This is a genomic window from Bacillus cereus group sp. MG20 (genome assembly GCF_040459885.1).
GTDB lineage: Bacteria > Bacillota > Bacilli > Bacillales > Bacillaceae_G > Bacillus_A > Bacillus_A cereus.
On record NZ_JARVHF010000001.1, the window covers coordinates 4,060,476 to 4,074,878 of the forward strand.

Sequence of the window (14,403 nt, forward strand, 5' to 3'; positions counted from 1 at the left end):
CTTTTCCATATCGAAAAATGTTAGCCATCTTGATGTAGTAGGAGGAAGAAAGAGTTTTGTTTGTGCTGCAGTTAGCTCCCACATTTTTCTTACTTGATGGAAGTAAATAGATTTTTTGAGTTTTCCTCGAACTTTTTTGCGAGTTCCAACTGTTTTGACTTGAACTCTTCCAAAAAACCCTCTAACTGTTTTTGAGCCTCTTCACGTTGTAATTGTTGTTGCTCAATAAATTGTTTTGTTGTTTCTTCAAATTGACCGCTTGTTTGTGTAAGAATTGACAAAGATGTTTTTGTAGGAGAAACAGTCAGCTGCTGCATATGAGCAGAAAGTTCTTTCCACTTGTCTTGCCACTCGTTAATTTGATCATTTAAGGAGTTACCAGTTAATTGTTTCACGTAATCTGTATATTGGTTATTGAACTGAGCAGTGATTTGTTGTAGTTCTTTTTCTAGTTCATCTACTCCTGATGTTAATTTATGCAAAGCGTCTTGTTGTTGTTTTAATGTTTCTAAAGTAAGTTGCTCTAATTGTTTCCCAGCTGAAGAAAAAAGGGAAAGTGATTGAGACCAGTTTTTCCAAAATGCATCGACTAATTCGTATGGTTTAGTTTCCATTGTTTGACCCCCAAATGTTTTTTTGCATATTGTGAACGCAGATTACTCTGCTGTACCACCAGGTGAAGATGAAGAATCCTTTTCATCCTTTTCTGGAGAAGTAGAAAATGGAAAGAATGCATTGGTGTATAACGTGAAAAACGTCCGCAACATATTTTGATAATGTTCAAAAGAAGTCGCACATGTTGTTAAATATTGCTCTCCATATTCAGTTAAAGAATAAATTCTTTTTGCCGGCCCTCCATCGCTTGTATCCCAAGTAGAAGAAATAAGGTTTTCTTTTTCTAATTTGCGTAGTGTTCTATAAACATTACCTTGGTCAACAGAAGAAAAGCCGATATCCATTAGCATTTGAATAAGTTTGTAACCATGAAGACTCCAGTCTTTTAGACAGAGAAGTAAGAAGGGAACTAAGAAGTTTTTTGGCATGGAGTTTGGTTGTTTCGCTTGGTTGTTCTCCAAACTTTCGCGTTGTTCTGGTTCATTTTGTAGCATGATTGTGCATCACCTCATGAATCAGTTAGATGGAATTTTTTGCTTATAAGTGCAATTTACACCTATCTGTTTTTAAAGTCAACACATTTGTTAGAAAATAGAAAAAAATAAAATATAGACTTGAAGTTTTATTCAGAATATTAGAAAATAGTGAATAGGTTGAATTGTTTCAAAAAAGAAAAAGGGAGTGTAGGTAAAGTGATTGATCAAAAATTCGATCCACTACAAGCATGGAAAAATGCTTATGAACAAACCGAAACATTTTGGGGAAAAGCGCTCAATGAAACAATTAAAACAGAAGAATATTCTGCTTGGATGGGCAGCGTTCTAGATTTGAATTTGTTTTATCAAAAAGCATTAAATGATACGACAAAAAACTATTTAGAACAAGTAAATGTGCCGACGAAAGAGGATATCGCAAGAGTGGCTACGCTTGTTATTAACTTAGAAAATAAAGTAGATAACATTGAGGAGTTTCTAGAGGAGAAAGTAGATTCTTTAGGACAAGCTCCTACATTAAAGCGTGATGTGACAAAAGTGAAACAAGATATTCGTACGCTTGAAACAAAAGTAGATCAAATTTTAGAATTGCTAGAAAAGCAAAATGCAGTACTAGCTAAACTACAAGTACCTGTAAAAGAAGAGATAAAGCCTGCGAATAAGCCGGAAAATAAAAAATGATAAAAGCGCTTGTTTATAACAGGCAAAAGAGAGAGGGAGAATCTCTTTTCACATGTAAACGGCGAAACATAATTATATAGGGACTCTACAGCATGAGTACCAAAATGATTCATAACAATCGTTCACAAATTCATTTAAGGGGGAAAAGAAATGGTTCAATTAAATGGCAAAGTAGCAATCGTAACAGGTGGAGCAAAAGGGATTGGAAAAGCAATTACAGTAGCTTTAGCACAAGAGGGCGCTAAAGTTGTTATTAACTATAATAGCAGTAAAGAAGCAGCTGAAAACTTAGTAAATGAACTAGGAAAAGACGGACATGACGTTTATGCAGTGCAAGCGGATGTTTCAAAAGTAGAAGATGCAAACCGACTTGTAGAAGAAGCTGTGAATCATTTTGGTAAAGTTGATATTCTTGTTAATAATGCTGGTATTACAAGAGATCGTACATTCAAAAAGTTAAATCGTGAAGATTGGGAGCGCGTAATTGACGTGAATTTAAGTAGCGTATTTAATACGACAAGCGCGGTTCTTCCATACATAACGGAAGCGGAAGAAGGAAGAATTATTAGCATTTCTTCTATTATTGGTCAAGCAGGTGGATTTGGCCAAACAAACTACTCAGCAGCAAAAGCGGGTATGTTAGGATTTACAAAATCATTAGCGTTAGAACTTGCAAAAACAAATGTCACTGTAAATGCAATTTGCCCAGGATTTATTGATACTGAAATGGTAGCAGAAGTGCCAGAAGAAGTACGTCAAAAAATCGTTGCAAAAATCCCGAAAAAACGTTTTGGTCAAGCTGATGAAATTGCAAAAGGTGTAGTATACCTATGCCGTGACGGTGCGTATATCACAGGTCAGCAATTAAACATTAACGGCGGATTATATATGTAATGAAGTAAGAAAAAAGTGCATATCCATAGCAGGAATGCACTTCTTTTTTTAAGAAGGAAATCGACCAAAAAGGAGATAAAAAAATGACTACATTCGCAACAGAATGGGAAAAGCAATTAGAGCTATACCCAGAAGAGTACCGAAAAGCATACCGCCGAGTGAAAAGGGCGAGTGAAATTTTATTACGTGAACCAGAGCCGCAAGTAGGATTAACGCCGAAAGAGGTTATTTGGACGAAGAATAAGACGAAGCTTTATCGCTACATTCCAAAACAAGAAAAAACACAAAGAGTTCCAATTCTGTTAATATATGCTCTTATTAATAAACCATATATTATGGATTTAACTCCTGGAAATAGTTTAGTGGAATATCTAGTGGATCGTGGTTTTGATGTGTATATGCTTGATTGGGGCACATTTGGTTTAGAAGATAGTCATTTGAAATTTGATGATTTCGTGTTTGATTATATTGCAAAAGCAGTAAAAAAAGTAATGCGAACTGCAAAATCGGACGAGATTTCTTTACTTGGTTATTGCATGGGTGGAACGCTAACTTCTATTTATGCAGCACTTCATCCGCACATGCCAATTCGTAATTTAATTTTCATGACAAGTCCTTTTGATTTCTCTGAAACAGGATTGTATGGTCCTTTGTTAGATGAGAAATACTTCAATTTAGATAAAGCGGTTGATACATTTGGAAATATTCCGCCAGAAATGATTGATTTCGGAAACAAAATGTTAAAACCAATTACGAACTTTGTCGGTCCATATGTTGCTTTAGTAGATCGTTCAGAGAATGAGCGCTTCGTCGAAAGCTGGAGATTGGTTCAAAAGTGGGTTGGTGATGGTATTCCGTTCCCAGGTGAATCATACAGACAGTGGATTCGTGATTTTTATCAAAATAATAAACTGGTTAAGGGTGAACTCGTTATTCGCGGACAAAAGGTAGACCTTGCAAATATTAAGGCGAATGTCTTAAATATTTCCGGGAAACGTGATCATATCGCTTTGCCATGTCAAGTAGAAGCATTACTAGACCATATTTCTAGCACAGATAAACAATATGTATGTTTACCGACAGGGCATATGTCTATCGTTTACGGTGGAACAGCTGTAAAACAAACATATCCGACGATTGGAAATTGGCTTGAAGAGCGTTCTAATTAAAAATAAAAAATCCAACTAGCCTATGTTAGTTGGATTTTTTTATGAAAAATAACAAAACATAGAAAGGAGAAACTTATATTTTAGGAGTATAATTATGAAACTTATGAACGGTAAGTTGTTTTGGAATACAGGAGTTTCTGTACCTTGTTATCCACTGTTAGAAAATGATATGATATGTGATGTGCTCGTAGTCGGAAGCGGCGAAGCTGGTGCTCATATAGCGCATTCGTTAGCGAAAATTGGCATGAGTGTTACGCTTATTGAAAAAAGAGCAATTGGGTGTGGTAGCACAGCTGCTAATACAGGTTTACTACAATTCCTTCATGATAAATCGTTAACCTCCCTTATCCATACATTTGGTAAAGAAAAAGGGGTACGAGCATATAAGCTTTGTTATGAAGCGCTAAGAACAATGGAAGAGGTTATACCGACTCTTGATATTGATCCCCATTTTATTCCGCGAAATAGTTTATATTATGCAAGTAAAAGTGAGGATGTCTCATTTTTACAAGAGGAATATAATACGTTACAGAATTATGGATTTCCAGTTGAATATTTTACAGAAGCTGATATTAAGAAACGTTATTCTTTTGCAAAACAAGCAGCGTTATATACGCAAGGTGATGCTGAGGTGAATCCGTATTTATTAGCGCATAGTTTTTTGCATAAAGCAAACCAAATAGGAGCTAATATATATGAACATACAGAGGCAATACATATAAAAAAACGCCAAAATGATTTAATTTGTTACACGAAAACAGGAAATCAAATTGTAGCAAAGAATATTATTATGGCGACAGGTTATGAAGCGCTTTTTGGAAAGAAAGAAAAAAATACAACAGTAGAAACTTCTTATGCAATTGTAACAAATGAAATAGATCAGTTTGAAGGCTGGCATGAGCGATCGTTAATTTGGGAAACGGAACGGCCTTACTTATATTTTCGAACGTATCGAAACCGCATTATTGTAGGCGGATTAGATGAAGCGATGCAAATTCAAACAATCGGTGATACGAAATTATTGCATAAGCGTGATATCCTTATTAATATTGTAAAAGAGATGTTCCCGCAGTATAAAAATATACAGGCAGACTACTATTGGGCAGCCGCATTTGGTGGTACTCATGATGGTCTCCCCATTTTAAAAGAAGACGAAAAGATACATAATTTATTTTACGCATTGCCGTATGGAGGTAATGGAACTGTATATGGAATGGTCTTTGCCAAATTATTTGAACAGTTATTTACAAATAAAGAAAGGGAAGATTTTTCTTTATTTAATCGATAGAAAAAAGGTAGCGAAGTGATGGAATGAGAGATATAAAAAAGTTTTTACAAAAATTACGTCCAGTACAACTCATTGTTTTATTTTATTTATTAGCAGTAGTTGTATCGGTAATCTTGCTTAGTTTACCGTTTGTTACGAAACCTGGTGTGAAATGGACATTTATAGATGCCCTTTTTACATCGGTTAGTGCGGTAAGTGTTACGGGGCTGTCTGTTATTACGATTTCAGATACGTTTACTACAGCAGGAATTATTGTTTTAGCCCTTATTTTACAATTAGGCGGCTTAGGAATTATGGCGCTTGGTACATTTGTTTGGATCATTACGGGGAAAAAGATTGGTTTGCAAAGAAGAAGATTAATTATGGCAGACCATAATCAAGGAAATTTATCGGGTCTTGTAGAATTGATGCGTTCTATTTTAATTGTAATTATTTCGATAGAACTTATTGGAGCAATCCTATTAGGTACAAGATTTTTACTTTACTTTCCGACTTGGCAAGAAGCTTATTTTCACGGTTTCTTTGCAGCAGTTAGTGCGACTACGAACGGTGGATTTGATTTAACAGGACAATCGTTAATTCCGTATAAAAAAGATTATATTGTTCAAATGATCCATATGTTACTAATTATTTTAGGAGCGATTGGTTTCCCTGTGCTAATGGAAGTGAAACAATTCCTTAGTAAAAGAGGACAACAATTATTTCGTTTTTCATTATTTACAAAATTGACGACAACAACATTTTTTGCACTCGTTGTTGTTGGTACAATTATGATTTTTTTACTGGAGAGAAATCACTTTTTAGTAGGAAAGTCATGGCATGAAACGGTATTTTATACATTATTCCAATCTGTGACGACGCGAAGTGGTGGACTTGCTACGATGGATATACGTGAATTGTCACAACCGACGCTTTTATTTATGAGTATATTAATGTTTATAGGGGCATCTCCCAGTTCGGTTGGGGGCGGAATACGTACAACTACATTTGCTGTTAGTATATTGTCACTATACACCTTTGCAAGGGGCGGTAGAACAGTTAGAGTCTTCAAACGTCAGCTACATGAAGAGGATGTACTAAAAGCATCTGTCGTTATGACGATGGGGATTTTGTTATGTGCTACTGCGCTATTCATTTTATCTATTACGGAAAATGTACCGCTTATGAGCTTAATTGTTGAAGTTTGTTCTGCTTTCGGAACGACGGGACTATCAACAGGTGTTACGCCTGATTTAACAACTGTTGGGAAACTTGTACTCATTGTGCTTATGTTTATCGGACGCGTTGGTATTTTAACATTTATTTTAGCTAGTGGTGGAAGGGAACAACCACCTCGCTATAAATACCCGAAAGAGCGGATTATTATTGGATAGTATGAAACCATTCTACCTACGTTAGGTAGAATGGTTTTTTAGTCGTTAATGCCAAATTGTGGATGCATAAAAGCTTCATTTTTATTATCCACTTCGTTTTTTAGTAACTCTTGATTTTCTTCTGAAATCCACCCAATATCATTTGTCGGATGGATCCACTCATCGCCAGCCATAATAGCAGGATCTACTTCATCACTCCAATTGTTAAGCGGACTGTTCTCGGAATTATATTTACTGTCTCCAATTACAACATTATATTGATTCACAAAAGGTTGTTGCATCGTTTTTCCTGTTCCTTTAAAAGATGGAAAATTCATTTGATGCGGGAGCGTTTCGTCTAAAATTGGTGATTGAATCTTTTCTTTTTTCTTCAAAATTATCGCTCCTTTTTATAATGATTTCTTCATATGTAGTATTTCCATCTAACGCCCCTTATGTACTTGTTAACACTTGCCAGTAATAATTATTTTAAGTTGTTTCAAACTAGAGTAGAAAGTGATTTCTTGAGAGCAGGTGAATGTATTGGTAAAAAGAAAAGTGAAACAAAATGCGGCAATTAATAATAATAAAACTCCGAAAGAAAGCTTACCAGATGCAGAATTTGCATTAGAGTATGAAGGAGAAAATAGCGCAAAGTATGCTAATCGTAATTCAAAAAAAGGGAAACAAAAATGAGGCGTTTTTTACAAACGCCTCATTTTTTTGTGGGATTATAAAGGTTTTTTTAATTATTTGTAAATTTAGTGTTTTCTATTAGCAGAAAAATGCGAAAAAACATAGAAGTAGCAACGTATTACACAAAAACAAACAACAAACAAAAGATTAATGTTGGTTTAATACTGCTTTTACACTAGTTGTTTATATTTGAGTTGTACATAAGATTTGTAAAAGGAGAGAGAAACAGTGAAAAAAACAATCTTTAAAGCTGTAGCGACTGGAATGGTATTTTCGTTATTAATGGGGTGTGGTGCAAAGAAGGAAGAAAGTGCTGGAGCGAAAGTGAAAGATGACAAATTATCTGGATCATTAACTGTTTACACAGCAATTGAAGAAGAGCTTGTACCAATTTATCTTGATTCCTTTAAAAAGAAATATCCTGATGTGAAATTGAACATTGTACGTGATTCAACAGGAGTTATTACTGCGAAATTGCTAGCTGAAGGGAAAAATACACAAGCAGATGTTGTATGGGGAACTGCGGCATCAAGTCTATTAGCTTTAGATAAAAAAGATATGTTAAAAGGATACTCTCCAAAAGGAGCAGATCGTGTTCTTCCACAATTTAAAGATGATAAGCAACCTGAAAAATGGGTAGGAAATACTGCATTTATGACGGGGATTGCTGTAAATAAAGAAGAGTTAAAGAAGAAAAATTTACCGATGCCAGAATCATATGAAGATTTAACGAAACCAGAGTATAAAGGAACACTTGTTATGCCACATCCAGCATCATCTGGAACAGGATTTTTAACAGTTTCTGCATGGCTACAAATCATGGGTGAAGATAAAGGCTGGGATTACATGAAGAAACTTCATGATAATATGGCAAGTTATACGCATTCAGGATCAAAACCAGCGAAATTAGCAGGAGCAGGTGAATATCCAGTCGGTGTATCAATGGTTTATAGTGCTTTAAAAGAGAAACAAAAAGGTGCACCAGTTGAAGTTGTACTGCCGAAAGAAGGATTAGGGTGGGAAGTAGAAGCGAACGCGCTTATTAAGAAAGATAATGCGAAAAATGATAAATTAGCACAAGCATTTTTAGATTGGGCAATTACTGATGATGTAATGAAGTTATACTTTGAGAAAAATGGATTTGCGACAATTAAAAATGATTATAAACTTCCAGAGGGATTCCCGAAAGATGTTACTGAAAAATTATATAAAAAGAATGACTTTAAATGGGCAGCAGAAAATCGTGACAAAATTTTAGAAAAATGGGAAAAAGAGTTTGGCCAAAAAGCAGAACCGAAAAAGTAAGTGAGTGGGAGAGAGAAAAATGAGCGAATATTTATCAATTCAACACATTCAAAAACAGTTTGATGCATTTACAGCGTTAAAAGATATTTCTTTTACTGTGAACAAAAATGAGTTTGTTTGTTTATTAGGCCCGAGTGGCTGTGGGAAAACGACGTTGCTTCGCATTTTAGCGGGACTAGAGGAACCAACGACTGGCAGTATAGCTGTGAATGGAAAAGATATTACAGCATTGCCTCCTGGGAAGAGAAACTTCGGAATGGTTTTCCAATCGTATGCTTTATTTCCGAATTTAACAGCACTTGAAAATATTGAATACGGCTTAAAGACAAAAAAATATGGGAAAGCAGAAGTGAAAGAGAAAGCGCTAGATGCGTTAAAACTTGTAGATTTGCTGAATGTAAAAGATAAATATCCTGCTCAAATGTCTGGTGGACAACAGCAGCGAGTAGCACTTGCACGTGCGCTCGCTCTGTCTCCAGATATTTTATTACTCGATGAGCCGTTATCAGCTTTAGATGCAAAAGTGCGTGAAAAATTACGTAGGGAAATGCGTGATTTGCAAGAGAAAATAGGAATAACGACGATTATGGTAACGCATGATCAAGAAGAGGCATTAACGATGGCTGATAAAATTGTTGTAATGAATCATGCGGAAATTATGCAGATTGGAACACCAGAGGAGATTTATCAAAGACCAGCCAATCCGTTTGTGGCAGATTTTATTGGTTCTATTAATTTCTTTTCGAAAAATAACGAAGAACATGCAATTCGTCCTGAACATGTAACAATTGTACAAAAGGACGGTATTAAAACAGTTGTGGAAAGTATGGAATTTCGCGGATCTGTATATCGGACGGAAGTGCGAGTCGTAGAAGAAAACACACACCTTTATAATGAGAAAATTGTAGTGGATATATTAGCATCAGAAGTAGAAGCAACGGCTATTAGAAAAGGAAAGCCGATTCAAATCTCTTTCTCAGAAAATCATATGTTGTCATATGGAAAGAAGGTCATTGTATAGATGGAGATGTTAGAAAACTATAAGGTAGAAAGTACGAAAAAAAAGATTAAGAGAAGTATAGGGAAAGAGGAATGGATCCAAAGGCTCGTAATTATCGGTATGATTCTTTCCTTCCTTATCATACTTGTATTACCGCTATTACAACTATTTACACAAGCTTTTTATAATAAAGATGGAGTTTTCATTGGTTTAGCGAATTTCAGTAAATATTTCACAACACCAACTTTAGTGCAGTCTTTACAAAATACAGTATGGATTTCGGGCGCAACAACAATTATTTCAGTTGCAATCGCATTCGTTTACGCATATGCAATTGCCCGTACGAATGTTTTTGGAAAGCGCGTATTTCAGTATGTAGCGTTATTACCATTGTTTGCACCAACGATGATGCACGGTATAGCACTTACATATTTATTTGGTAATCAAGGGCTAGTAACGAAAGGAATGTTTGGTTTATTTGAAGGTATACAAATCCCTTTATATGGACCAGTAGGAATTGTAATAGCTGAAGTTATGTATACATTTCCGCAAGCCTTTCTCATATTGCTAATTGCCTTTCAAGGATCTGATTATCGTTTATATGAAGCTTCTAATATGTTAGGAGCCAGTAAAACAAAGCAATTTTTCACGGTTACTTTACCTAGTGTAAAGTACGGATTAATTAGTGCAATGTTTGTTGTGTTTACACTTAGTTTTACTGATTTTGGGGCACCAAAAATTGTTGGTGGGCAATATAATGTGCTTGCTACTGACGTATACAAACAAGTAATTGGACAGCAAAATATGCCGATGGGTGCAACTGTCGGAATGATTTTATTAATCCCAGCTATATTCGCATTTGTAGTTGATCGTATTACGCAAAGAAAGCAGGCGAATTTCTTATCTTCAAAAGCAGTACCATACAGAATAATAGCTAATAAGAAAAGAGATGTAATCTCATTCATATATTGTAGTGTGATTACCCTTATGATCATTCTATTATTTGTTGCAGTTGGTATTGCTGCAAGTGTGAAAGTATGGCCATATAATATGAGTTTTACATTTGAGCATTTTAATTTTTCAAGTTTAACAGGAGATGGACTTGAAGCATTTAAAAATAGCGTAATTGTTTCAGCAGTTACAGCAGTTATTGGGGCGATCTTAACATTTGTATTCGCATATGCAATTGAGAAAATAGACCAGCTACAATTTTTCAGAAAAACAGGTTACTTTTTCTCTATAGTGCCGTTAGCGATACCAGGTTTAGTACTCGGATTAGGATATGTCTTTTTCTTTAGTCAACCAACGATTCAAATTCTTGGACTATCAGTAACGAATCCGTTTCATTCTTTATACGGAACAATTGCTGTATTAGTACTAGTAAATATCATTCATTTTTATTCTGTAACATTTGTTACGGCAACGACTGCCTTAAAGAAATTAGACCGAGAGTTTGAGCTTGTTTCGCAGTCGATGGGTATTCCGTTTTATAAAACATTCTTCCGAGTAACAGTACCAATGTGTTTACCAGCAATTTTAGAAATGGTAATGTACTACTTCGTAAATTCAATGGTAACTGTATCGGCAGTTGTGTTCCTATATGCAGCTGATTTTAAACTAGCTGCCGTATCAATCGTAAATATGGATGATGCAGGAAATGTAGCGCCAGCAGCTGCAATGAGTGTACTTATTGTTGTTACAAATATTGTAGTGAGAGTTGTATATGAATGGGGAACGAAAGCACTTCGTAACCGAACTTCACAATGGCAAAAAAGATAAGTAAGAAGGGTGATGGACAGAATGAAAATTGAAGCAGTTATTTTTGATTGGGCAGGTACGACGGTTGATTACGGATGCTTTGCACCACTAGAAGTATTCATGAAGATTTTTCATAAACGCGGCGTTGAAATTACAGCAGAAGAAGCACGTAAGCCAATGGGATTATTAAAAATAGATCATGTAAGGGCACTAACAGAAATGCCTCGTATTGCGGATGAGTGGAAGCGTGTCTTTGGTCACTTACCAACAGAAGCAGACATTTATGAGATGTATGAAGAGTTTGAAGAAATTCTCTTTTCTATTTTGCCAAATTATGCTAATCCGATTGATGGGGTAAAAGAAGTAATCGCTTCTTTACGTGAGAGAGGCATTAAAATCGGTTCAACAACTGGTTATACGAGAGAAATGATAGATATTGTAGCAAAGGAAGCAGCGTTACAAGGATATAAACCTGATTTTCTTGTTACGCCAGATGATGTTCCAGCAGGCCGCCCATACCCATGGATGTGCTATAAAAATGCAATGGAACTTGGTGTGTATCCGATGAACCATATGATAAAAGTAGGGGACACAGTATCAGATATGAAAGAAGGTAGAAATGCTGGAATGTGGACAGTTGGTGTAATTCTTGGAAGTAGTGAGCTCGGTTTAACGGAAGAGGAAGTGGAGAGTATGGATTCGGTAGAGCTTCGTGAAAAAATAGAAATAGTTCGTAATCGGTTTGTTGAAAATGGGGCTCATTTTACGATTGAAACGATGCAGGAGCTCGAAAACGTAATGGAACATATCGAGAAACAAGAACTTATTATTTCATAAAGGGGTACGGGATCATGAATGAAAATCACTACTTATTATTAACACCAGGACCATTAACGACAACAAAATCAGTAAAAGAAGTTATGCTATACGATTGGTGTACGTGGGATGTTGAATATAATACGATGGTGCAAGAAGTAAGAGCTAAACTTGTATCGCTAGCGACGAAGGAAGAAGAGAAATATACAACAGTGTTAATGCAAGGAAGCGGTACGTTTTCAGTTGAAGCGGTAATTGGCTCTGTTATTCCGGCAAATGGGAAGCTGCTCGTTTGTACAAATGGTGCGTACGGTAAGCGCATTGTGCAAATGGCAGAGATGTTACAGATTGATGTAGTGGTCAGCCAAACAGAAGAGTGGGAACCTACTAATATTGTAGAAGTAGAAAAGTTATTGCAAGAAGATAAAGAGATTACGCATATTGCAGTTGTTCATTGTGAAACAACGACAGGCATTATAAATCCAATTGTAGATGTATGTAGATTAGGAAAGCAGTATGGAAAGGTTACAATTGTTGATGCGATGAGTAGTTTCGGCGGGATTGAAATAGACATTGCTGATTTACAAATTGATTTTTTAATTAGTAGTGCGAATAAGTGTATTCAAGGGGTTCCAGGATTCGGATTTGTAATCGCAAAACGTGATGAATTATTGAAGTGTAAAGGGCAAGGACGCTCTTTATCTCTTGATTTATATGATCAATGGGAAACGATGGAAAAACAAAATGGGAAATGGCGTTTTACTTCACCTACACATGTTGTACATGCTTTTTATCAAGCACTACTTGAACTAGAAAAAGAGGGTGGAGTAAGAGCACGTTACAATCGATATTACAACAATCAAAAACTACTAGTGAATAGAATGGGAGAAATCGGATTTAAGCCACTAGTAGATGAGAAATATCAATCTCCTATTATTACATCTTTCATTTATCCAAAAGGGGAGTTCGAGTTTCAACAGTTATATAACGAATTAAAATGCTATGGATTTGTTATTTACCCTGGGAAAATTTCGAAAGTAGATACGTTCCGGATTGGAAATATAGGTGATGTACATGAAGAAGATATTAATCGCTTAGTTGATAGTATTGCTAAAGGAGCTGTTATTGCGTGAAAGTATTTTGTTTAGGTGGAGCAGGTAAAATTTGTCGTGAAGCTATTTTGGATTTAGTTCAATTTTCATCTTTTTTTGAGACGATTACTGTAGCCGATTTTAACGAGGAAGAAGGCCGTAAAGTAGTAGAATGGCTCAACGATCCTCGTGTTGATTTTGTAAAAGTAGATGTAACGAATCACGAGGATACGGTTGCAAAAATGAAAGGTTATGACATTGTATTGGATGGTACGACGATAAAGCTAAACGGATTGTCGACTCGCTGTATTGCAGAAGCAGGCTGCCACGGTGTGAACTTAAATGGATTTGGTGAAGAAAATGAATCGCATGCTATATTTGTTCAAAATGAAAAAACATGTTTGCCTGGGTTTGGCATGACGCCAGGTGTAACGCAAATGATGGCAATGCATGCAGCAAATCAACTGGATACTGTAGAGTCTGTCCGCGTAAGTCACGGTTCGTATCGTCCGATTGCTTTTTCTGCTTCAATTACAGAGACAACGACATATGAATATGATCCACATTTACCATCGCGTACAGTGTATGAAGATGGTGAATTTAAACAAGTACTTCCGTTTGCGCGTCCGAGAGAAATAGAATTGCCAGCGCCTTATGGTAAGGAAACGCAGTATATCATTCCGCATTCTGAAACGATTACGTTAGCAAAGGCACTAGAAAATAAAGGTGTCAAACTGATAGAGACGAGAGGAACTTGGCCGAAGCAAAATATGCAACTTGTACGTGCTTTATATGATTACGGCATATTGCGTAATGATCAGATTGAAATAAACGGGAAAGAAATAGGCATTATGGATTGTATTTCGCAGTATTTATTGCAATCGAAAGAAGGACAAGAAACAGAGCTTTATGGTTATGCACTTCATGTAGAAGTAATAGGTATGAAAAATAATGAGAAGCAAAGACATGTGTTATATCATACACATCCGTTATCTGATGGTTCTGTTGTAGGATGGGAAAAATTAAGAGCGTATACGAGAAACGTCGGTATTCCATTTGGGATTGCCGCAGAGTTAATTGCAACTGGAAATGTAAATAGGGTGGGTGTTGTTACGCCTGAAGAAGCTTTTGAAAATCCACAATTAATTTTTGATGAGCTAGCAAAGCGCGGTATTCATATTCATGAAGAAGTTTCTACTTACAAAGAAAATTATAACTTTGTATAAGTAAGGAAGTTTATGAGG

15 protein-coding genes are annotated in these 14,403 nt (G+C 35.9%); 12 read left to right on the forward strand and 3 right to left on the reverse strand.

Features of this window, described 5'->3' with window-relative positions; genetic code table 11:
* Positions 1 to 89 precede the first annotated feature (89 nt).
* Together phaP and phaQ are read right to left on the reverse strand one after the other, a co-directional pair.
* A complete protein-coding gene (phaP, locus tag QCI81_RS20820) occupies positions 90 to 614 on the reverse strand; it encodes a polyhydroxyalkanoic acid inclusion protein PhaP (protein ID WP_000448592.1) in 525 nt (174 codons plus the stop codon).
* Between the two features lie 42 nt (positions 615 to 656).
* The gene (gene phaQ / locus QCI81_RS20825; RefSeq protein WP_000939954.1) at positions 657 to 1,109 is read right to left on the reverse strand and encodes a poly-beta-hydroxybutyrate-responsive repressor; all 453 of its coding nucleotides are present in this window, start codon (positions 1,107 to 1,109) and stop codon (positions 657 to 659) included.
* 198 nt (positions 1,110 to 1,307) lie between these two features.
* Here phaQ and phaR point away from each other — a divergent pair, with 198 nt between their 5' ends.
* The 5 genes from phaR to QCI81_RS20850 all read left to right on the forward strand — a co-directional run bounded on the left by phaR (position 1,308) and on the right by QCI81_RS20850 (position 6,514).
* Positions 1,308 to 1,790, forward strand: coding sequence for a polyhydroxyalkanoic acid synthase subunit PhaR (gene phaR / locus QCI81_RS20830; RefSeq protein WP_000566941.1), 483 nt, complete (start codon positions 1,308 to 1,310; stop codon positions 1,788 to 1,790).
* Between the two features lie 150 nt (positions 1,791 to 1,940).
* Positions 1,941 to 2,684 (forward strand): acetoacetyl-CoA reductase, encoded by a 744-nt coding sequence (locus QCI81_RS20835; RefSeq protein WP_000250407.1) that lies wholly within the window; start codon positions 1,941 to 1,943, stop codon positions 2,682 to 2,684.
* An 83-nt stretch (positions 2,685 to 2,767) separates the two neighbouring features.
* Entirely contained in the window at positions 2,768 to 3,853 is a 1,086-nt protein-coding gene (gene phaC / locus QCI81_RS20840; protein ID WP_000206336.1) for a class III poly(R)-hydroxyalkanoic acid synthase subunit PhaC, read from the forward strand.
* A gap of 94 nt (positions 3,854 to 3,947) precedes the next feature.
* Positions 3,948 to 5,141, forward strand: coding sequence for an NAD(P)/FAD-dependent oxidoreductase (locus QCI81_RS20845; RefSeq protein WP_000772526.1), 1,194 nt, complete (start codon positions 3,948 to 3,950; stop codon positions 5,139 to 5,141).
* A gap of 23 nt (positions 5,142 to 5,164) precedes the next feature.
* Positions 5,165 to 6,514: a TrkH family potassium uptake protein gene (locus tag QCI81_RS20850; RefSeq protein ID WP_001204706.1), complete on the forward strand. Its 1,350-nt coding sequence runs from the start codon at positions 5,165 to 5,167 to the stop codon at positions 6,512 to 6,514.
* Positions 6,515 to 6,552: 38 nt separating this feature from the next.
* Here QCI81_RS20850 and QCI81_RS20855 read toward each other — a convergent pair whose 3' ends face one another.
* Complete coding sequence (locus QCI81_RS20855; protein ID WP_000726028.1) at positions 6,553 to 6,888, reverse strand: DUF3905 domain-containing protein; 336 nt, start codon at positions 6,886 to 6,888, stop codon at positions 6,553 to 6,555.
* A gap of 163 nt (positions 6,889 to 7,051) precedes the next feature.
* On the opposite strand from QCI81_RS20855, the gene QCI81_RS20860 reads away from it, so the two are divergent.
* From QCI81_RS20860 to QCI81_RS20890, 7 genes are all read left to right on the forward strand, one after another.
* Entirely contained in the window at positions 7,052 to 7,189 is a 138-nt protein-coding gene (locus QCI81_RS20860; RefSeq protein WP_162200384.1) for a hypothetical protein, read from the forward strand.
* 228 nt (positions 7,190 to 7,417) lie between these two features.
* Positions 7,418 to 8,494 (forward strand): putative 2-aminoethylphosphonate ABC transporter substrate-binding protein, encoded by a 1,077-nt coding sequence (locus tag QCI81_RS20865; RefSeq protein WP_000750893.1) that lies wholly within the window; start codon positions 7,418 to 7,420, stop codon positions 8,492 to 8,494.
* 19 nt (positions 8,495 to 8,513) lie between these two features.
* Complete coding sequence (locus QCI81_RS20870; protein WP_000006196.1) at positions 8,514 to 9,515, forward strand: putative 2-aminoethylphosphonate ABC transporter ATP-binding protein; 1,002 nt, start codon at positions 8,514 to 8,516, stop codon at positions 9,513 to 9,515.
* Positions 9,516 to 11,273, forward strand: coding sequence for a putative 2-aminoethylphosphonate ABC transporter permease subunit (locus QCI81_RS20875; RefSeq protein WP_000425530.1), 1,758 nt, complete (start codon positions 9,516 to 9,518; stop codon positions 11,271 to 11,273).
* A gap of 21 nt (positions 11,274 to 11,294) precedes the next feature.
* Positions 11,295 to 12,089, forward strand: coding sequence for a phosphonoacetaldehyde hydrolase (phnX, locus tag QCI81_RS20880; RefSeq protein WP_071730698.1), 795 nt, complete (start codon positions 11,295 to 11,297; stop codon positions 12,087 to 12,089).
* A 14-nt stretch (positions 12,090 to 12,103) separates the two neighbouring features.
* Positions 12,104 to 13,201, forward strand: a complete 1,098-nt coding sequence (gene phnW, locus QCI81_RS20885; RefSeq protein ID WP_071730700.1) for a 2-aminoethylphosphonate--pyruvate transaminase — start codon at positions 12,104 to 12,106, stop codon at positions 13,199 to 13,201.
* Positions 13,198 to 14,385, forward strand: coding sequence for a saccharopine dehydrogenase family protein (locus tag QCI81_RS20890; RefSeq protein ID WP_071730702.1), 1,188 nt, complete (start codon positions 13,198 to 13,200; stop codon positions 14,383 to 14,385). The genes phnW and QCI81_RS20890 overlap by 4 nt, the downstream gene beginning before the upstream one ends.
* Positions 14,386 to 14,403 lie beyond the last annotated feature (18 nt).

Bases quoted from the DNA above. Each gene is read 5' to 3' on its own strand.
- phaP (WP_000448592.1), bottom strand. From the start codon at position 614: ATGGAAACTAAACCATACGAATTAGTCGATGCATTTTGGAAAAACTGG.
- phaQ (WP_000939954.1), bottom strand. From the start codon at position 1,109: ATGCTACAAAATGAACCAGAACAACGCGAAAGTTTGGAGAACAACCAA.
- QCI81_RS20835 (WP_000250407.1), top strand. From the start codon at position 1,941: ATGGTTCAATTAAATGGCAAAGTAGCAATCGTAACAGGTGGAGCAAAA.
- phaC (WP_000206336.1), top strand. From the start codon at position 2,768: ATGACTACATTCGCAACAGAATGGGAAAAGCAATTAGAGCTATACCCA.
- QCI81_RS20845 (WP_000772526.1), top strand. From the start codon at position 3,948: ATGAAACTTATGAACGGTAAGTTGTTTTGGAATACAGGAGTTTCTGTA.
- QCI81_RS20850 (WP_001204706.1), top strand. From the start codon at position 5,165: ATGAGAGATATAAAAAAGTTTTTACAAAAATTACGTCCAGTACAACTC.
- QCI81_RS20870 (WP_000006196.1), top strand. From the start codon at position 8,514: ATGAGCGAATATTTATCAATTCAACACATTCAAAAACAGTTTGATGCA.
- QCI81_RS20875 (WP_000425530.1), top strand. From the start codon at position 9,516: ATGGAGATGTTAGAAAACTATAAGGTAGAAAGTACGAAAAAAAAGATT.
- phnX (WP_071730698.1), top strand. From the start codon at position 11,295: ATGAAAATTGAAGCAGTTATTTTTGATTGGGCAGGTACGACGGTTGAT.
- phnW (WP_071730700.1), top strand. From the start codon at position 12,104: ATGAATGAAAATCACTACTTATTATTAACACCAGGACCATTAACGACA.